The organism is Streptomyces pseudovenezuelae (genome assembly GCF_001513955.1).
GTDB lineage: Bacteria > Actinomycetota > Actinomycetes > Streptomycetales > Streptomycetaceae > Streptomyces > Streptomyces pseudovenezuelae.
This window is the reverse complement of the sequence record NZ_KQ948144.1, coordinates 500,142-517,852: the sequence shown is the minus strand read 5'-3', so window position 1 is coordinate 517,852 and position 17,711 is coordinate 500,142. Positions and strand designations below refer to the sequence as shown.

Genomic DNA, 17,711 nt, shown 5'->3' with positions numbered 1-17,711 from the left:
GTTCCGGCAGGGGGCCACGGCCACCCGGACCACCACCCCTACGCCGACATCGGCCGTTGCACCTTGATCGACTGCAACAGCCCCACCGCCACCCACACCGAGAACATCGAGGACCCGCCGTACGAGACGAACGGCAGCGGCAGACCGGTGACGGGCATGATCCCGAGGGTCATGCCGATGTTCTCGAAGGCCTGGAAGGCGAACCAGGCGACGATCCCGGCGGCCACGATCGTGCCGTACAGCTCGGTCGTCTCGCGGGCGATCCGGCAGGCCCGCCACAGCACGATCCCGAGCAGGACGATGATCAGGCCCGCGCCGACGAAGCCCAGCTCCTCACCGGCGACGGTGAAGACGAAGTCGGTCTGCTGCTCCGGCACGAACTGGCCGGTGGTCTGGGAGCCGTGGAAGAGTCCCGAGCCCGTCAGTCCGCCCGAACCGATGGCGATCCGGGCCTGGTTGGTGTTGTAGCCGACGCCCGCCGGGTCGAGGCTCGGGTTGGCGAAGGCGGCGAAGCGGGCGATCTGGTACTCGTCCAGCACCCCGAGCTGCCACACCGCGACCGCGCCGAGCGTCCCCGCGCCGAGCAGTCCGAAGACCCAGCGGTTGGAGGCACCGGAGGCGAGCAGCAGCCCGAGCACGATGATGACCATGACCATGACCGACCCGAGGTCGGGCATGAGCATCACGATCAGCATCGGTACGGCGGCCAGGCCCAGCGCCTGGAGCACCGTGCGGTGGTCCGGGTAGGGCTTGTCGCCGGCGTCGACCCGGGCCGCGAGCAGCATCGCCATGCCGAGGATGATCGTGATCTTCACGAACTCCGAGGGCTGGAGCGAGAAGCCGCCGCCGAGCACGATCCAGGAGTGGGCGCCGTTGACCGTGGAGCCCAGCGGGGTGAGGACCAGCAGGATCAGGAACACCGAGGCGCCGTACAGCAGGGGCACGGCGGTGCGCAGGGTGCGGTGGCCGACCCACACCACGCCGATCATGAGGGCGAACCCGATGCCGGTGTTCATGAGGTGCCGGATCAGGAAGTAGTACGGGTCGCCCTGGTTGATCTCGGTGCGGTTGCGGGTCGCCGAGAAGACCAGGACCGAGCCGATCATGGACAGGGCGAGGGCCGAGAACAGTATCGGCCAGTCCAGCCGGCGGGCGAGCGAGTCGCGGGCCAGCAGCCGGGTCCAGCCCGCGCGCGCGGGCCCGTACCCGGAGACCTGGAAGCTGTTCGCCCCGGTCATGTGAGCATCCTCCGGCTCCCCCTCTTGCGGCGCCGTCTGCGGGTGTCGCGGTTCCCGGCGGTCGGCGTGTTCACGGTCGCCGCCGGCTGTGTCTCGTTCGGCTCGGGCGCGCTCTGCTGGCTGGCCCGCTGGTCCTTGGCCGGGTCCTTGGCGATCTTCGGGGACTTGATGGTCCCGTCCGTCCGGATCTTCGGCAGGCTCTTCTCGGGGGTCGGCAGCAGGGCGTTCTTCTTGTTGATGGTGCCGTCGTCGGAGACGCCGTACAGCGCGTTGTAGATGCTGCGCACGGCCTCACCGGAGGCGCCGGAGCCCGTACCGGCCTGGGCGATCGTCATGATGACCGTGTAGTCCTTGGAGTACGTGGCCAGCCATGACGTGGTCTGCTTGCCGTAGACCTCGGCGGTACCGGTCTTGGCGTGCAGCGGGATCTTGTCCTGGGGCCAGCCGCCGAACTTCCAGGCGGCCGTACCACGGGTGACGACTCCTTCAAGGGCGGTGTCCATGCCCTTGAGCGAGGCCTGGTCGATCGGCAGCCTGCCGACGGCCTTGGGCTTGATCTCCTGAACGGTCCTGCCGTCGGCGCTCACGATCGCCTTGCCGATGGTCGGCTCGTACATGGTGCCGCCGTTGGCGAGCGCCCCGTAGATCTTGGCCTCCTGGATCGGGGTGACGAGGGTGTCACCCTGGCCGATGGAGTAGTTGATCGAGTCGCCCTCGCGCATCTTGTTGCCTTCGAGGCAGTTCTCGTACGCGATCTTCTCGACGTAGGTGCCGTCCTTCTTGCCGGTCTTGCACCAGGAGTCCTTGTTGGCCTTCCAGTAGTCCTGCTTCCACTGGCGGTCCGGGACCCGGCCGGTGACCTCGTTGGGCAGGTCGATGCCGGTGGGCTTGCCGAGGCCGAACTGGTGGGCGGTCTTGTAGAAGTAGTCCTTGGGCTCACCCTTCTTGGGGTTGATGCCGCCGTCCTTCTTCCACTCCCGGTCGGCGAGGCCGTAGAAGACGGTGTCGCAGGAGACCTCCAGGGCGCGGCCGAGGGAGATGGGGCCGAAGCTCTCCCCCTCGAAGTTCTTGAAGACCTGGCCGCCGACCGAATAGGAGCTGGTGCACGGGTAGCCACCGTCCCACTCGTAGCCGGCTTCGAGCGCGGCGGCCGTGGAGACGACCTTGAACGTCGAACCGGGCGCGGACTGACCCTGTATGGCCCTGTTGAGCAGCGGGTAGTCGGAGTTCTTGCCGGTGAGCTTCTTGTAGTCCTTGGCGGAGATGCCGCCGACCCAGACATTCGGGTCGTACGTCGGCGCGGACGCCATGGCGACGATCCGGCCGGTCTTGGCCTCCATCACGACGACGGCACCCGAGTCGGCCTTGTAGTTCTCACCGGTGATCTTGTCGAACTGGGTGCGGGCGATCTTCATCGCGTCGTTCAGTTCGTACTCCGCGACCCGCTGGACGCGGGCGTCGATGCTGGTGACGAGGTTGGCGCCGGGCTGGGCCTCGTCGGCCTCGGCCTGCCCGATGACGCGGCCGAGGTTGTCGACCTCGTAGCGGGTGACGCCGGCCTTGCCGCGCAGTGCCTTGTCGTACTGGCGCTCAAGCCCCGAGCGGCCGACCTGGTCGGAGCGCAGGTAGGGCGAGTCGGTGTCCTGGGCCTTGGTGATCTCCTCGTCGGTGACCGGGGAGAGGTAGCCGAGGACCTGGGCGGTGTTGGACTTGCCGGGGGCGGCGTAGCGGCGCACGGCCTCCGGCTCGGCGGTGATGCCGGGGAAGTCCTCGGCGCGCTCGCGGATCTGCAGGGCCTGCTTGGGGGTGGCCTCGTCGGTGATGGGGATGGGCTGGTAGGGCGAGCCGTTCCAGCAGGGCTGGGGGGTTTTCGCGTCGCAGAGCCGGACCTTGAGCAGGACGTCCTTGGCGGGCATGCCGAGGACCTTGGCAAGCTTGGCGAGGACGGCCTTGCCGTCGTCCTTCATCTTCAGCAGGTCGGTGCGGGAGGCGGAGACCACCAGCCGGGTCTCGTTGTCGGCCAGCGGCACTCCGCGGGCGTCCAGGATGGAGCCGCGCACCGCGGGCTCGACGACCTGCTGGACGTGGTTCCCGGAGGCCTCCTTGGCGTACGCGTCGCCCTCACGGATCTGGAGGTACCACAGGCGGCCGCCGAGGGTGCCGAGCAGGGACAGCACAAGGATCTGGATGACGACGAGTCGGATCTGGACCCGTGGGGTCCGTCCGGTCTCGGGGATGTTGGTCACTGCGGCTGCCGCCCCCTCTCAGTGTGTGTCTGTGTCATATACGGCGAACCTGTGAGCGGGGTCCGCCGGCTGCCGTGGGGTCACAGCCGCTTGACCCCCTTGATGCGGCCCACCCGCGCGGTACGGGTGCGCGCCTTGGTCTTCAGGCTGCCGAGGCCGCCCCGCTGGCCGCCGATCTTCAGGCCCGTGCCGGAGGAGAGCCAGCCCGAGGAGATGTCCGCCGACTTGGCCGCGGAACCGGCCTCGGCGAGCGGGTCGTTCTCGGCGCGGCGGGCGAGCGCCATGATGCCGGGGACGACGAAGGGGGCGAGCAGCAGGTCGTACAGGGCGGCGGTGAACAGCAGGCTGCCGAGACCCACATGACGGGCGGCGGTGTCGCCGACGAGGGCGCCGACACCGGCGTACAGCAGGGTCGTGCCGATGGCGGCGGCGACCACGACGACCATGGGGCCGGTGGCCGACTTGAGTCTGCCGTTCTCCGGTTTGGCGAGGCCCGCGAGGTAGCCGATGACGCACAGCACCAGGGCGTAGCGGCCGGCGGCGTGGTCGGCGGGCGGGGCGAGGTCGGCGAGGAGACCGGCGGCGAAGCCGACGAGGGCGCCGCCGACATGGCCGTAGACCAGGGCGAGGCCGAGGACGGTGAGGAGCAGCAGGTCGGGGACGGCGCCCGGGAGGTGGAGGCGGGCGAGGACGCTCACCTGGAGGACCAGGGCCACCACGATCAGGGCGGAGGACAGCAGGATCCGGTTGACGCGCATGACTGACAGCTCCTACTGCTCTTGCTGGATCTCGCCGTCGACCGGCGCATTGGCGGACGGGGTGACGGTGACCGTCACGGTCGGCGTGGGCGTCGGCTTCGGTTTGGCGGGCAGCACCGTGTCGCGCGGGTCCTTCTTCGGGGCCTGGACGACCACGCCGACGACGTCGAGCTTGCTGAAGCTGACGTACGGCGTGACGTAGAGGGTGCGGGTGAGGTCGCCGCCGGAGGGGTCGACGCGGGAGACCACGCCGACCGGGACGCCGGGCACGAACGGCTTGTCGGCCTGGGAGCCGAAGGTGACCAGGCGGTCGCCCTTCTTGATCTCTGCCTTGCCGTTGAGGAGTTCGACGCGCAGCGGGCGGTCGCCCTGGCCGGAGGCGAAGCCGAGCTCGTCGCTGGCCTCCATGCGGGTGCCGACCGTGAAGTCGGGGTCGTTGGCCAGGAGCACGGTGGCGGTGTTGGGGCCCACGGTGGTGACGCGGCCGACCAGTCCGTCGCCGTTGAGGACGGTCATGTCGCGCTGGATGCCGTCGTTGGCGCCGACGTCCACGGTGATGGTCCAGGAGAAGCCCTGGGCCGCTCCTATGGCGATGACCTGGGCGCCCTTGATGCCGTACTGCCCCTCGCCGGCGATCTTCAGCATCTTGTCGAGCTGCTTGAGGCGGCTGGAGTTGCGGTCGTCGCTGCCGAGTCTCGCCTTGAGGGCGGCGTTCTCCTTCTCCAGCTCGGCGAGCCGGTCGTGCCGCTCGCCGGAGTCGCGGACGGCGGAGACGGCGTTGCCGACCGGGTCGACCGCGGCGGACACGCCGTTCTCGATGGGGCCGAACACCGCGGCCGCGCCTTGGCGGGCACCGTCGACCGGCGAGTCCTCCCCGCCGCGGATGTCCACCGTGATCAGCGCGAACGCGACGGCGATCAGCAGCACCAGGAGCAGCCGGCTCTCTCGTGTGTCCCTCACGTGCGGCGGCCGTGCCCTTCTTATTGGAGTTGCGTTTATGGGAGCTTATGCCTCTATATCAACGATCCGCCGTACGAGAGGAGATCATCTCGTACGGCGGAATCGAAGAGTTACGTCATCTGCGCGGCTGGGCGTCCAGCACCTGCTGGAGCGCCTCGAATTCCTCGACGCACTTCCCTGAGCCGAGCGCCACGCTGTCCAGCGGGTCCTCGGCGATGTGGATCGGCATGCCGGTCTCCCGGCGCAGCCGCTCGTCGAGACCGCGCAGCAGGGCGCCGCCGCCGGTGAGGACGATGCCGCGGTCCATGATGTCGCCGGAGAGCTCCGGCGGGCACTTGTCGAGGGTCGTCTTGACCGCGTCGACGATGGCGTTGACGGGCTCCTCGATCGCCTTGCGGACTTCGGCGGCCGAGATGACGACGGTCTTGGGCAGCCCGGAGACGAGGTCCCGGCCGCGGATTTCGGTGTGTTCGTCAGCGTCGAGGTCGTACGCCGAACCGATCGTGATCTTGATCTGTTCGGCCGTCCGCTCACCCAGCAGGAGGGAGTACTCCTTCTTGATGTGCTGGATGATCGCGTTGTCCAGCTCGTCGCCCGCGACCCGGATGGACTGCGCGGTGACGATGCCGCCGAGGGAGATGACCGCGACCTCCGTGGTGCCGCCGCCGATGTCCACCACCATGTTGCCCGTGGCCTCGTGGACCGGCAGGCCGGAGCCGATGGCGGCCGCCATGGGCTCCTCGATGATGTGCACCTGGCGGGCGCCGGCCTGGGACGACGCCTCGATGACGGCGCGGCGCTCGACGCCGGTGATGCCCGAGGGGACACACACGACGACGCGCGGCCTCGCGAGATACCGCCGCTTGTGGATCTTCAGGATGAAGTAGCGCAGCATCCGCTCGGTGATCTCGAAGTCGGCGATCACGCCGTCCTTCAGCGGCCGCACGGCAACGATGTTGCCGGGGGTCCGCCCGATCATCTTCTTGGCCTCGGCACCGACTGCCAGAATTCCACCGGTGTTCGTGTTGATCGCGACGACGGACGGCTCGTTGAGTACGATCCCGCGACCCCTGACGTACACCAGCGTGTTGGCGGTCCCGAGGTCGACAGCCATGTCACGGCCGATGAACGACATTGAGTTCCCCATCAGGATTCGTCTGGCCTTCCCGGGAGCTTTTGAGGGCATTTCAGGTCGGCGAAGTGGGTGCTGTGACGTGAAGGCTTCCATCGTAGACGCGCCTGCACGAACACTGCGCGAGGGTCTTCGCCATTGTCAGCAGATCAAACGCCGCCTCGCTTGTGGAGACGGTCCATAAGGGCCACTCGTTCCCCCGATCGGCACGCATATGCCGGAGGACGGCCGAAAAAGTACGGCCGCCCCTGGTCAGACACGAGATCGAGCTGACGCCTCATCAGAAACGTCCACGAAAGCTCCCTGAGCGACGCGGGGAACCGCGCGACGAGCCACGACGGGCCGGCGCGGTCCGCAGCGGCGCCCGGGTGCTACGCGCGGTCCGGGAAGAACACCTTCACCTCACGCTCCGCCGACTCGACGGAGTCGCTGGCGTGGATGAGGTTCTCGCGGACGATGACACCGAAGTCCCCCCGGATGGAGCCGGGCGCCGCGGCGATCGGGTCGGTCGGACCCGCCAGTTGGCGTACGCCCTCGATGACCCGCTCGCCCTCGACGATGAGCGCCACGACCGGACCGGAGGCCATGAACTCCACCAGCGGCTCGTAGAAGGGCTTGCCCTTGTGCTCGCCGTAGTGCTGCTCCAGCGTGTCCAGGTCCAGGGTGCGCAGCTCCAGCGCGGTGATCTGCCAGCCGGCCTTGCGCTCGATACGGCTGATGATCTCGCCGGTCAGGCCACGACGGACGGCGTCGGGCTTGAGGAGGACGAGGGTGCGCTGGCTCACGAGGGGCTCCTTGCCTGCTGACATGTGCGGTGGGACGAGATTACAGGGCGTGTCGGTGCGCTCGTCACACTGCGTCAGGTGCAGGGGAGTCCGCCTGGGCGGACTGGGCGGACTGGGCGGCGAATCTCGCCTTGGCCTCGTCGATCTTCCGGCCGTAGTGCACGGAGGCCCACCACAGGGCCGCGAAGACCGCGCCCAGGAAGAACATCGTCGGCACCACGAAGCCGGAGGCGATCAGGGCGATCTGGAGCGCCCAGCCGAGGGCGATGCCGCCGGGCCGGGTCACCACCCCGCACAGCGCGAGACACAGGAACATGGCGATGCCGCTGACCGTCCACACCGTGGAGGCGGCGAGGTCGGGGTCCTTCATCGCGACCAGCGCGGCGAAGCCGACGACGAAGAACTCACCGATCAGGGTCGATGCACAGAGCGTACGCATGGCCGGGACTCAGCCCCTTCCCAGTAGCAGCCGGGCCTCGCCGACCGTGATGACCGACCCGGTGACCAGCACACCGCCGCCCGCGAACTCGCCGTCCTCCTCGGCCAGCGTGATCGCCTCCTCCAGGGCGTCCGGCAGCCGCGGCTCGACCTGGACGCGCTCCTCGCCGAACACCTCGACGGCGATCGCGGCGAGCTCGTCGGCGTCCATCGCGCGGTGACTGGAGTTCTGGGTGATCACGACCTCGGCGAAGATCGGCTCGAAGGCTTCGAGCAGCCCCCGCACGTTCTTGTCGCCGCTCGCGCCCACCACGCCGATCAGCCGGCTGAAGTCGAAGGCCTCGCCGACCGCCTCCGCGGTGGCGCGGGCGCCCGCCGGGTTGTGGGCGGCGTCCAGGACGACCGTCGGGGAACGCCGTACGACTTCGAGGCGGCCCGGGGCGGAGACGGCCGCGAAGGCCTTGCGGACGGTGTCGATGTCGAGGCGGTCCGGGCGCTGGGCGCCCACGCCGAAGAAGGCCTCCACGGCGGCGAGCGCCACAGCCGCGTTGTGCGCCTGGTACGGGCCGTGCAGCGGCAGGTACACCTCTTCGTACTCGCCGCCGAGGCCGCGCAGGGTCAGCAGCTGACCGCCGACGGCGACCTGCCGGGAGACGATCCCGAACTCAAGGCCCTCGCGCGCGACGGTCGCGTCCACCTCGACGGCCTTCTTCAGCAGGACCTGCGCCGCGTCGACCGGCTGCTGGGCCAGCACGACGACCGCGTCCTGCTTGATGATCCCGGCCTTCTCGACCGCGATCTCACCCGGTGTCCCACCGAGCCGGTCGGTGTGGTCCAGGTCGATGGGGGTGACCACGGCGACATCGCCGTCGATCACGTTGGTGGCGTCCCAGGAGCCGCCCATGCCGACCTCGACGACGGCCACGTCGACGGGCGCGTCCGCGAAGGCGGCGTACGCCATGCCGGTCAGCACCTCGAAGAAGGACAGCCGGTACTGCTGCTGCGCGTCGACCATCTCGACGTACGGCTTGATGTCCTCGTAGGTCTCGATGAACCGCTCGGCGGAGATCGGGGCGCCGTCCAGGCTGATGCGCTCGGTGACCGACTGGACGTGGGGGCTGGTGTAGCGGCCCGTGCGCAGTTCGAAGGCGCCGAGCAGGGCCTCGATCATGCGGGCCGTGGAGGTCTTGCCGTTCGTCCCCGTGATGTGGATCGAGGGGTACGACCGCTGCGGCTCGCCCAGCACGTCCATCAGCGCGGCGATCCGGCCGACCGAGGGCTCCAGCTTGCTCTCGCCCCAGCGGGTGGCGAGCTCCGCCTCGACCTCGCGCAGAGCCTTGTCGACCTCGGGGTCCTCTGGGCGTGCGGGCACGTCTGCCTCCGGCGGGCCGCCCTGGGTGCGCAGGGTGCGGCTGCCGGCCTCGATGACCGCGAGGTCGGGGTCTCGGTCGGTTTCGGCGGCGACGATCTCGTCGAAGGGGTCGGTCTCACTCACGGGCCCCAGTCTACGGACGCGGACTGACAGAGTGCCTTCGGAGTGGGGTGGCCGATGCCGCCTGGCGGGCGCGGGGAAGTTTGTGGCCGGTCGCGCAGTTCCCCGCGCCCCTAGGGGGTCAGGCTTGCGGAAGCCTGTCCAGTTGCTCCTGGATCCTCTGGATGTCCTCGTCCGCCTTGGCCAGGCGGCCGCGGATCTTGTCCACCACGTTGTCCGGGGCCTTCGCGAGGAACGCTTCGTTGCCGAGCTTGGCGTTGGCCTGGGCCTTCTCCTTCTCGGCCGCCGCCAGGTCCTTCGCGAGGCGCTTGCGCTCCGCCGCCACGTCGATCGTGCCGGAGAGGTCGAGCGCGACCGTGGCACCGGCGACCGGGAGGGTCGCCGTGGCCGTGAAGGTCTCGCCCTCCGGCTGGAGGCGCAGGAGCTGGCGGATGGCGGCCTCGTGGGCGGCGAGGGCGGTACCGGTGAGCTCCAGGCGGGCCGGGACCTTCTGGCCGTCCTTCAGGCCCTGGTCCTTGCGGAACCGGCGGACCTCGGTGACGACCCGCTGGACCAGCTCGATCTCCAGCTCGGCGTCCTTGTCGCGGAAGCCGCTGTCGGCCGGCCACTCGCCGATGACCAGGGACTCGCCGCCGGTGAGGGTGGTCCACAGGGCGTCCGTCACGAACGGGATGACCGGGTGGAGGAGGCGCAGCGTGACGTCGAGGACCTCGCCGAGGACCCGGCCGGAGACCTTGGCCTGCTCGCCGCCCGCGAAGAAGGTCGTCTTCGACAGCTCGACGTACCAGTCGAAGACCTCGTCCCACGCGAAGTGGTAGAGCGCGTCGGCGAGTTTGGCGAACTGGTAGTCGTCGTAGTACGCGTCGACCTGGGCGACCGTGGTGTTGAGCCGGGACAGGATCCAGCGGTCGGTCGCGGACATCTCGGAGGCTTCCGGCAGCGGCCCTTCGACCGTGGCGCCGTTCATCAGGGCGAAGCGGGTGGCGTTCCAGATCTTGTTGGTGAAGTTCCGGGAGGCCTTGACCCAGTCCTCGCCGATCGGCACGTCCGCGCCCGGGTTGGCGCCGTTGGCGAGGGTGAAGCGGACGGCGTCGGAGCCGTAGGCGTCCATCCAGACCAGCGGGTCGACCGCGTTGGGGTTCGACTTCGACATCTTCTTGCCGAACTCGTCGCGGACCAGGCCGGTCAGCGCGATGGTGTGGAAGGGGGCCTGGCCGTCCATGGCGTAGAGGCCGAACATCATCATCCGGGCGACCCAGAAGAAGATGATGTCGTGGCCGGTGAGCAGGACGTCGGTCGGATAGAACTTCCGCAGGTCCTCGGTCTGTTCGGGCCAGCCGAGCGTGGAGAACGGCCACAGGCCGGAGGAGAACCAGGTGTCCAGGACGTCGGAGTCCTGGGTCCAGCCCTCGCCGGTGGGCGGCTCCTCGCCGGGTCCGACGCAGACGACCTCGCCGTCGGGGCCGTACCAGATCGGGATGCGGTGGCCCCACCACAGCTGGCGCGAGATGCACCAGTCGTGCATGTTGTCGACCCAGTCGAAGTAGCGCTTCGACATGTCCTCGGGGTGGATCTTGACGCGGCCGTCGCGAACCGCGTCACCGGCGGCCTTGGCGAGCGGGCCGACCTTGACCCACCACTGCATCGACAGGCGCGGCTCGACCGTGGTCTTGCAGCGCGAGCAGTGGCCGACGGAGTGCATGTACGGGCGCTTCTCGGCGACGATCCGGCCCTGCTCCTTGAGGGCTCCGACGACGGTCGAGCGGGCCTCGAAGCGGTCCAGGCCGAGGAAGGGGCCGTGGACCGTGATGACACCGTGCTCATCCATGATCGTCAGGGACGGCAGGTCGTGGCGGCGGCCGATCTCGAAGTCGTTCGGGTCGTGCGCGGGGGTCACCTTGACCGCGCCCGTGCCGAACTCGGGGTCGACATGGGTGTCGGCGACGACCGGGATGGTGCGGTCGGTGAGCGGCAGCTTGATCTGCTTGCCGATGAGGTGCTGGTAGCGCTCGTCGTCGGGGTGGACGGCGACGGCCGTGTCACCGAGCATCGTCTCCGCGCGCGTGGTCGCGACGACGAGGCTGTCCTCGCCCTTGCCGTAGCGGATCGAGACCAACTCGCCCGCGTCCTCCTGGTATTCCACCTCGATGTCGGAGATGGCCGTCAGACAGCGCGGGCACCAGTTGATGATGCGCTCGGCGCGGTAGATCAGCTCGTCCTCGTAGAGCCGCTTGAAGATGGTGAGGACGGCCTCGGACAGACCCTCGTCCATCGTGAAGCGCTCACGGCTCCAGTCGACGCCGTCACCGAGGCGCCGCATCTGGCCGAGGATCCGGCCGCCGTACTCCTCCTTCCACTGCCAGACGCGCTCGACGAACTCCTCGCGGCCCAGGTCGTGGCGGGACTTGCCCTCCTCGGCGAGCTGCTGCTCGACCTTGTTCTGGGTCGCGATACCGGCGTGGTCCATGCCCGGCAGCCACAGCGCCTCATAGCCCTGCATGCGCTTGCGGCGGGTGAGGGCGTCCATCAGCGTGTGCTGGAAGGCGTGCCCGAGGTGCAGGCTGCCCGTGACGTTCGGCGGCGGGATGACGATGGTGTACGGCGGCTTGTCGCTCTTCGCGTCGGCGGTGAAGTACCCCTTGTCCACCCAGCGCTCGTACAGCGCCCCCTCTACCTCGGCCGGCGCGTACTGGGTCGGCAGTTCGGTGCTGGGCGCTGTGGGCTGCTGCTGAGCGTTCTCGGTCACGGGGTCAGTTTAGGGGTGTCCCGGGCGTGTCCCGAAACGCGTTTGTTCTGTAACGGTGGGCCCCCCGATGCCCTGTGCCGACTTGGCCTGGGCCAGGATGTCAGGAACACATAAGCATCTGGAGGGGAACCCAGAGATGAGTCACAACCAGCCGGGCCCGTACGGGCAGCCCCAGCAGCCCGGGCAGCCGCCGCAGCCCGGGCCGTACGGCCAGCCGGGCCCCTACGGCCAGCCGCCGCAGGCGCCCCAGCCCGGCTATGGCTACCCCCAGCAGGCACCGCCGCCCCAGCAGCCGGGACAGCCTCCTCAGCAGCCCGGCCAGCAGCCTCCGCAGCCGGGGTACGGCTACCCGCAGCAGGGCGGGGTGCCGCCGCAGGGCACGCCGGCGTACGGCCAGCCGCAGGCTCCCTACGGCCAGCAGGCCCCGTACGGCCAGCAGCCGCCGTACGGCCAGGCCCCCTACGGCGTCCCGCAGCCCCCTCCGCCGGGCGGCGGCAACGGGAAGAAGATCGGCATCGTCATCGGCGCGGTGGCGGTCGTGGCCGCGATCGCCGTCGGCGCGTACCTCGTGATCGGCGGCGGCGGGAACGGGGGCGGCGGCTCGGACATCGCGGACGACGGGGCGCACAAGCTGACCGCTCCGGCGACCGTCCTCGACGGTGAGTACAAGAAGGGCTCCGACACCGGGGTCGGCGGGATGACCGACGACGACATCAAGGACGCGGAGTCGTGGGGCGTGGACAACCCCAAGGACGTCAGCGCGAGTTACACCGCGGGCTCCGGTCTGACCTCGAAGAACCTGACGTTCGCCGGTGTGTACGGCACCATCGACGACCCGGAGAAGGTCATCGACGCGATGTTCGCCCAGACCAAGTCGGAGGCGTCGAAGAGCTCCAAGAGCGGTGAACTCGTCGGCAGCCCGACGGAGTTCACGCCCGCCGGTTTCGAGAACGGCGTCCTGAAGTGCCAGGAGATCAAGACCACCGAGTCCGGGCAGACCGTGACGATGCCGTTCTGCATCTGGGCCGATCACAGCACCGTCACCTATGTCCTGGCGTTCGACATCGCCGGGCTGGCGGAGGGCAAGAGCACCTCCATGGAGGACGCGGCCGCACTGACCGCGAAGCTCCGCAACGACGTACGCGTCAAGGCCTGACGCGGCACCCGTAACAGCGAAGGGGCCCCGGTCGGTTGACCGGGGCCCCTTCGCATGTCCTGGGCGGTTACGCCGTCTTCTGCTCGCCCGAACCCCGTCCGCGCGCGTCCCGCGGGATCAGCGTCGGGTTGACGTTGGAGTGGACGACGTCCGCCGTGATGACGACGCGGGCCACGTCCTTGCGGGACGGGATCTCGTACATGACGCCCTGGAGGACCTCTTCCATGATGGCGCGCAGGCCGCGCGCGCCGGTCTGGCGGAGGATGGCCTGGTCGGCGATGGCCTCCAGCGCCTCGCGCTCGAAGTCCAGCTCCACGCCGTCGAGTTCGAACAGACGCTGGTACTGCTTCACCAGTGCGTTGCGCGGCTCGACCAGGATCTGGAGGAGGGCCTCACGGTCCAGGTTGTGGACGGAGGTGATGACGGGGAGGCGGCCGATGAACTCGGGGATCATGCCGAACTTGACCAGGTCCTCGGGCATGACGTCCTCGAATTGGTCCTTGGCCTCCAGCTCGCGCTTGGAGCGGATCGTCGCCCCGAAGCCGATGCCCTTGGCGCCCGCCCGGGACTCGATGAGCTTCTCCAGGCCCGCGAAGGCACCGCCCACGATGAACAGGACGTTCGTCGTGTCGATCTGGATGAACTCCTGGTGCGGGTGCTTGCGTCCGCCCTGCGGCGGGACCGAGGCCGTGGTGCCCTCAAGGATCTTCAGGAGCGCCTGCTGCACGCCCTCGCCGCTCACGTCCCGCGTGATCGACGGGTTTTCACTCTTCCGCGCGACCTTGTCGATCTCGTCGATGTAGATGATCCCGGTCTCGGCCTTCTTGACGTCGTAGTCGGCCGCCTGGATCAGCTTGAGCAGGATGTTCTCGACGTCCTCGCCGACGTATCCCGCCTCGGTGAGCGCTGTCGCGTCCGCGATCGCGAACGGGACGTTCAGCATGCGGGCGAGGGTCTGGGCGAGGAGCGTCTTGCCGGAGCCCGTGGGGCCCAGCAGGAGGATGTTGGACTTCGCCAGCTCGATCGCGTCGTCACGGCTGCTGCCGCCGCCGTTCTCGCCGGCCTGGACGCGCTTGTAGTGGTTGTACACCGCCACGGAGAGGGCCTTCTTGGCCTGCTCCTGGCCCACCACGTAGCCCTCCAGGAACTCGTAGATCTCGCGGGGCTTGGGCAGTTCCTCCCAGCGCACCTCGCTCGTCTCCGCGAGTTCCTCCTCGATGATCTCGTTGCAGAGATCGATGCACTCGTCGCAGATGTACACACCAGGCCCTGCGATGAGCTTCTTGACCTGCTTCTGGCTCTTGCCGCAGAACGAGCACTTGAGCAGATCGCCGCCGTCACCGATGCGTGCCACGGTGTGCTTCCCCTTCGCCTGGGAGACGCCTAGGTCCAGCGGCTCCTGGTGCTGCCTTATGTCCGACGGTACCTTGCCGGGCCCCCCGTTCGGGCCCCCCTTGGCAGGGTTCACTTTGACGTGCACTGTGCCAAGGGGCGGCATATCCTACGGGGCCGCGTCAGCGGACGGCGGCGTTGTTCATCTTCCGGGTGGAGATGATCTGGTCGATCAGGCCGTACGCCAGGGCGTCGTCGGCCGTGAGGATCTTGTCGCGCTCGATGTCCTCGCGGATCTTCTCGATCGGCGTCGTGGAGTGCTTGGCCAGCAGGTCTTCCAGCTGGGCGCGCATCCGGAGGATCTCGTTGGCGGCGATCTCCAGGTCGGAGACCTGACCGCGGCCGGTCTCGCTGTACGGCTGGTGGATGAGCACCCGCGCGTTGGGCAGCGCCATGCGCTTGCCGGGCGTACCGGCGGCCAGCAGGATCGCCGCGGCGGAGGCCGCCTGACCCATGCAGACCGTCTGGACGTCCGGCTTCACGAACTGCATCGTGTCGTAGATGGCGGTCAGCGCGGTGAAGGAGCCACCGGGGCTGTTGATGTAGACGGAGATGTCCCGGTCGGGGTCCATCGACTCCAGGCACAGCAGCTGCGCCATGACGTCGTTGGCGGAGGCGTCGTCGATCTGCACGCCGAGGAAGATCACGCGCTCCTCGAAGAGCTTCGCGTACGGGTCGTACTCGCGGATGCCCTGCGAGGTGCGCTCGACGAAGCGGGGGATCACATAACGGGACTCGGCGCGCGGGCCGGTGTACTCGGCCTCGGTGCGGGCGTAGAGGCCGCTGCCGGGGAAGTCGTTCACTGTCTGTCTCCTAGGGGCTTAGGCGGTCGGCTGAGGGGCTGTACGGGGGTGTTGTGGCCCCGCATGGGGCTCAGGCCCCGGTGCCGCCGCCGCCCGGCATACCGGCGGCCGTGGCGATCACGTCGTCGATGAGGCCGTACTGCTTGGCCTCGAACGCGTCGAACCAGCGGTCGCGGTCCGAGTCGCGGGTGATCTGCTCGATCGTCTGGCCGGTGTGCTGCGAGGTGAGCTCGGCCATGCGCTTCTTGGTGTGCAGCAGCCGCTCGGCGTGGATCTTGATGTCCGAGGCCGAACCGGCGAGGCCGGCGGACGGCTGGTGGATCAGGATCTCGGCGTTCGGCAGGGCGAAGCGCTTGCCCGGCGTGCCCGCGCTGAGCAGGAACTGGCCCATGGAGGCCGCCAGGCCCATGGCGATGGTCACCACGTCGTTCTTGATGTACTGCATGGTGTCGTAGATCGCCATGCCGGCGGTGATCGATCCGCCGGGGCTGTTGATGTAGAGGTAGATGTCCTTTTCCGGGTCAGCGGCAAGGAGCAGCAGCTGCGCGGTGATCTTGTTCGCGATGTCGTCGTCGACCGGCTGGCCGAGGAAGATGATCCGCTCGTTGAGCAGCCGGTTGTAGACATGGTCGCCGAGGCCACCGCCGATGGAAGGCTCGCCGGCGGCGGAGGGCATCAGATTCGTCACGTATCCACCTGCTCGTCTTACGACGGCGCCGGGCCGTCTTACGTGTTCCCGTCCGGGGGCTGGGCAGTTTGCGGGACTTCCCTGCCCTGGTACTCATGGACCCTAACGCGCTGGTCCCCTTGGGGAATCCCGGTAAGGGGGGTGTTCGCCGGGGGCGTAGCGCCGTGGTATCGCCGCTCGGCCGCCGGGCGCGGACGATCCGCGGTCCGCCGCACTGTTCCCCGTGCCCGCGCCGGGTCCCGCGCACCGATGCCGGAAGGGCCCCGGAGACATGCGTCTCCGGGGCCCTTCCTACGACGTTCGCGAGGCCGTGGGCTCAGCCCTCGGTCTTCTCCTCGGCCTCGGCCGGGGTCTCCTCGGAGGCGGCCTCGACGGTCTCGGCCGTCTCGTCCTCGTCGTCGTCCAGGTCGATGACCTCGCCGTTGGTGTCCTTGACCGTGGCGGCCTCGACCACGACGGCCAGGGCCTTGCCGCGGGCGACCTCGCCGACGAGGAGCGGAACCTGACCGCCCTCGACGACCGCCTGGGCGAACTGGTCGGGGGACATGCCGGAGGAAGCCGCACGGCGCATGAGGTGCTCGGTGAGCTCCTCCTGGTTGACGTTCAGCTTCTCGCGCTTGACGAGTTCGTCGAGCACGAACTGGGTCTTGATGCCCTTGACCGCGGCGTCCTTGGTCTCGGTGTCGAACTCCTCGGCCGTCTTGCCCTGGATCTCGAGGTACTTCTCGAGGTCGAGGCCCATCTGGCCGAGCTGGTGGTGCTCCAGGTTGTGCTTGCGGGTGTTGACCTCGTCCTCGAGGAGCTTCTCGGGGACGGGCACCTCGACGAGCTCCAGGAGCTTCTCCAGGACGCGCTCCTGGGCCTGGGTGGCCTGGTCGTACTGCTTCATGTTCTCGAGGCGCTTGCGGCTGTCGGCCCGCAGCTCCTCAAGGGTGTCGAACTCGGAGGCGAGCTGCGCGAACTCGTCGTCCAGCTCGGGCAGTTCGCGGGCGGCGACCTGGGTGACCTTGACGGTGACCTCGGCCTCCTTGCCGGCCGCGGAGCCGCCCTTGAGCTCAGAGGTGAAGGTGGCCTCGCCACCGGCCTCCAGGCCCTTCACGGCGTCGTCGATGCCGTCCAGCAGCTCGCCGGAGCCGATGGTGTAGGAGACGCCGCTGGCGACGCCGTCCTCCAGCACCTCGCCGTCGACCTTGGCCTCCAGGTCGATGGTGATGACGTCGCCGTCCTCGGCGGCGCGCTCGACCGGGGAGGTCGAGGCGAAGCGCTCACGCAGCTCGGTCACGGCCTTGTCGACGTCCTCGTCGCTGACCTCGACCGCGTCGACCTCGACCTCGATGCCGGAGTAGTCCGGGATCTCGATGGAGGGGCGGACGTCGACCTCGGCGGTGAAGTTCAGCGTCTCGCCGTCCTTCAGCTCGGTGATGTCGACCTCGGGCTGGCCCAGGACGTCGATCTCGGCCTCGTTGACCGCTTCGGTGTAGAACTTGGGAAGCGCGTCGTTGACGGCCTCCTCCAGCACCGCACCGCGGCCGAACCGCTGGTCGATGACGCGGGCCGGGATCTTGCCCTTCCGGAAGCCCTTCACCGTGACCTGCTGGTTGATCTTCTTGTACGCCGCGTCGAGGCTGTCCTTGAGCTCCTCGAAGGGCACCTCGATGCTGAGCCGAACCCGAGTCGGGTTCAGGGTCTCCACGGCGCTCTTCACGGTTCGGTCTCCTTGTGGCTGACTTCTCGGATTCTGCCGGGGCCAGAACGGCTCCGGCGGATAGCCGCCCGGAGGACTTCTAGTAGGAGAGACACACGGGCGTGCAGCTTGCATAGTAACGGCAGCGGCGACACGCCCCAAAGGCGATCACGGACTCGGTCGCGCGAGCTGA

General features: G+C 68.8%; 14 protein-coding genes. 1 reads left to right on the top strand and 13 read right to left on the bottom strand.

All coding sequences use genetic code 11. The annotated features are described in order from the left end of the window. Nucleotides 1–38: 38 nt before the first annotated feature. The 9 genes from rodA to AQI94_RS02180 form a co-directional block, all read right to left on the bottom strand. Nucleotides 39–1,238 carry a rod shape-determining protein RodA gene (gene rodA, locus AQI94_RS02220; protein ID WP_031036978.1) on the bottom strand — a complete coding sequence of 400 codons (1,200 nt, stop codon included), beginning with the start codon at nucleotides 1,236–1,238 and terminating at the stop codon, nucleotides 39–41. Beyond that, nucleotides 1,235–3,484: a penicillin-binding protein 2 gene (mrdA, locus tag AQI94_RS02215; protein WP_031036980.1), complete on the bottom strand. Its 2,250-nt coding sequence runs from the start codon at nucleotides 3,482–3,484 to the stop codon at nucleotides 1,235–1,237. Before mrdA ends, rodA begins: the two co-directional genes overlap by 4 nt. An 80-nt stretch (nucleotides 3,485–3,564) precedes the next feature. After that, nucleotides 3,565–4,242 (bottom strand): rod shape-determining protein MreD, encoded by a 678-nt coding sequence (gene mreD, locus AQI94_RS02210; protein ID WP_031036983.1) that lies wholly within the window; start codon nucleotides 4,240–4,242, stop codon nucleotides 3,565–3,567. A 12-nt stretch (nucleotides 4,243–4,254) separates the two neighbouring features. Beyond that, the gene (gene mreC / locus AQI94_RS02205; protein ID WP_031036986.1) at nucleotides 4,255–5,202 is read right to left on the bottom strand and encodes a rod shape-determining protein MreC; all 948 of its coding nucleotides are present in this window, start codon (nucleotides 5,200–5,202) and stop codon (nucleotides 4,255–4,257) included. A gap of 115 nt (nucleotides 5,203–5,317) precedes the next feature. Then, nucleotides 5,318–6,337, bottom strand: a complete 1,020-nt coding sequence (locus tag AQI94_RS02200; RefSeq protein WP_004931372.1) for a rod shape-determining protein — start codon at nucleotides 6,335–6,337, stop codon at nucleotides 5,318–5,320. Between the two features lie 368 nt (nucleotides 6,338–6,705). Continuing rightward, the gene (gene ndk / locus AQI94_RS02195) at nucleotides 6,706–7,119 is read right to left on the bottom strand and encodes a nucleoside-diphosphate kinase (protein ID WP_031036990.1); all 414 of its coding nucleotides are present in this window, start codon (nucleotides 7,117–7,119) and stop codon (nucleotides 6,706–6,708) included. A gap of 64 nt (nucleotides 7,120–7,183) precedes the next feature. After that, nucleotides 7,184–7,558, bottom strand: a complete 375-nt coding sequence (locus tag AQI94_RS02190) for a DUF4233 domain-containing protein (protein WP_031036992.1) — start codon at nucleotides 7,556–7,558, stop codon at nucleotides 7,184–7,186. Nucleotides 7,559–7,567: 9 nt separating this feature from the next. Next, nucleotides 7,568–9,052, bottom strand: coding sequence for a bifunctional tetrahydrofolate synthase/dihydrofolate synthase (gene folC / locus AQI94_RS02185; protein WP_031036993.1), 1,485 nt, complete (start codon nucleotides 9,050–9,052; stop codon nucleotides 7,568–7,570). Nucleotides 9,053–9,170: 118 nt separating this feature from the next. Then, nucleotides 9,171–11,795, bottom strand: a complete 2,625-nt coding sequence (locus AQI94_RS02180) for a valine--tRNA ligase (protein WP_031036994.1) — start codon at nucleotides 11,793–11,795, stop codon at nucleotides 9,171–9,173. Between the two features lie 136 nt (nucleotides 11,796–11,931). On the opposite strand from AQI94_RS02180, the gene AQI94_RS02175 reads away from it, so the two are divergent. Continuing rightward, entirely contained in the window at nucleotides 11,932–12,951 is a 1,020-nt protein-coding gene (locus AQI94_RS02175) for a hypothetical protein (protein ID WP_031036997.1), read from the top strand. Nucleotides 12,952–13,018: 67 nt separating this feature from the next. Here AQI94_RS02175 and clpX read toward each other — a convergent pair whose 3' ends face one another. The 4 genes from clpX to tig form a co-directional block, all read right to left on the bottom strand. Continuing rightward, entirely contained in the window at nucleotides 13,019–14,305 is a 1,287-nt protein-coding gene (gene clpX / locus AQI94_RS02170) for an ATP-dependent Clp protease ATP-binding subunit ClpX (protein WP_031036999.1), read from the bottom strand. Between the two features lie 160 nt (nucleotides 14,306–14,465). Further along, nucleotides 14,466–15,146 carry an ATP-dependent Clp protease proteolytic subunit gene (locus AQI94_RS02165; protein ID WP_007382023.1) on the bottom strand — a complete coding sequence of 227 codons (681 nt, stop codon included), beginning with the start codon at nucleotides 15,144–15,146 and terminating at the stop codon, nucleotides 14,466–14,468. 70 nt (nucleotides 15,147–15,216) lie between these two features. Then, on the bottom strand, nucleotides 15,217–15,822 hold the full coding sequence (locus AQI94_RS02160) for an ATP-dependent Clp protease proteolytic subunit (protein ID WP_031037003.1): 606 nt from the start codon (nucleotides 15,820–15,822) through the stop codon (nucleotides 15,217–15,219). A 328-nt stretch (nucleotides 15,823–16,150) separates the two neighbouring features. Beyond that, the gene (gene tig, locus AQI94_RS02155) at nucleotides 16,151–17,539 is read right to left on the bottom strand and encodes a trigger factor (RefSeq protein ID WP_031037004.1); all 1,389 of its coding nucleotides are present in this window, start codon (nucleotides 17,537–17,539) and stop codon (nucleotides 16,151–16,153) included. Nucleotides 17,540–17,711: the final 172 nt, after the last annotated feature.

Excerpts from the sequence above, each read along its gene's own strand:
- rodA (WP_031036978.1), bottom strand. The coding sequence starts at position 1,238 with ATGACCGGGGCGAACAGCTTCCAGGTCTCCGGGTACGGGCCCGCGCGC.
- AQI94_RS02175 (WP_031036997.1), top strand. The coding sequence starts at position 11,932 with ATGAGTCACAACCAGCCGGGCCCGTACGGGCAGCCCCAGCAGCCCGGG.
- AQI94_RS02200 (WP_004931372.1), bottom strand. The coding sequence starts at position 6,337 with ATGTCGTTCATCGGCCGTGACATGGCTGTCGACCTCGGGACCGCCAAC.
- AQI94_RS02160 (WP_031037003.1), bottom strand. The coding sequence starts at position 15,822 with ATGCCCTCCGCCGCCGGCGAGCCTTCCATCGGCGGTGGCCTCGGCGAC.
- mreD (WP_031036983.1), bottom strand. The coding sequence starts at position 4,242 with ATGCGCGTCAACCGGATCCTGCTGTCCTCCGCCCTGATCGTGGTGGCC.
- AQI94_RS02190 (WP_031036992.1), bottom strand. The coding sequence starts at position 7,558 with ATGCGTACGCTCTGTGCATCGACCCTGATCGGTGAGTTCTTCGTCGTC.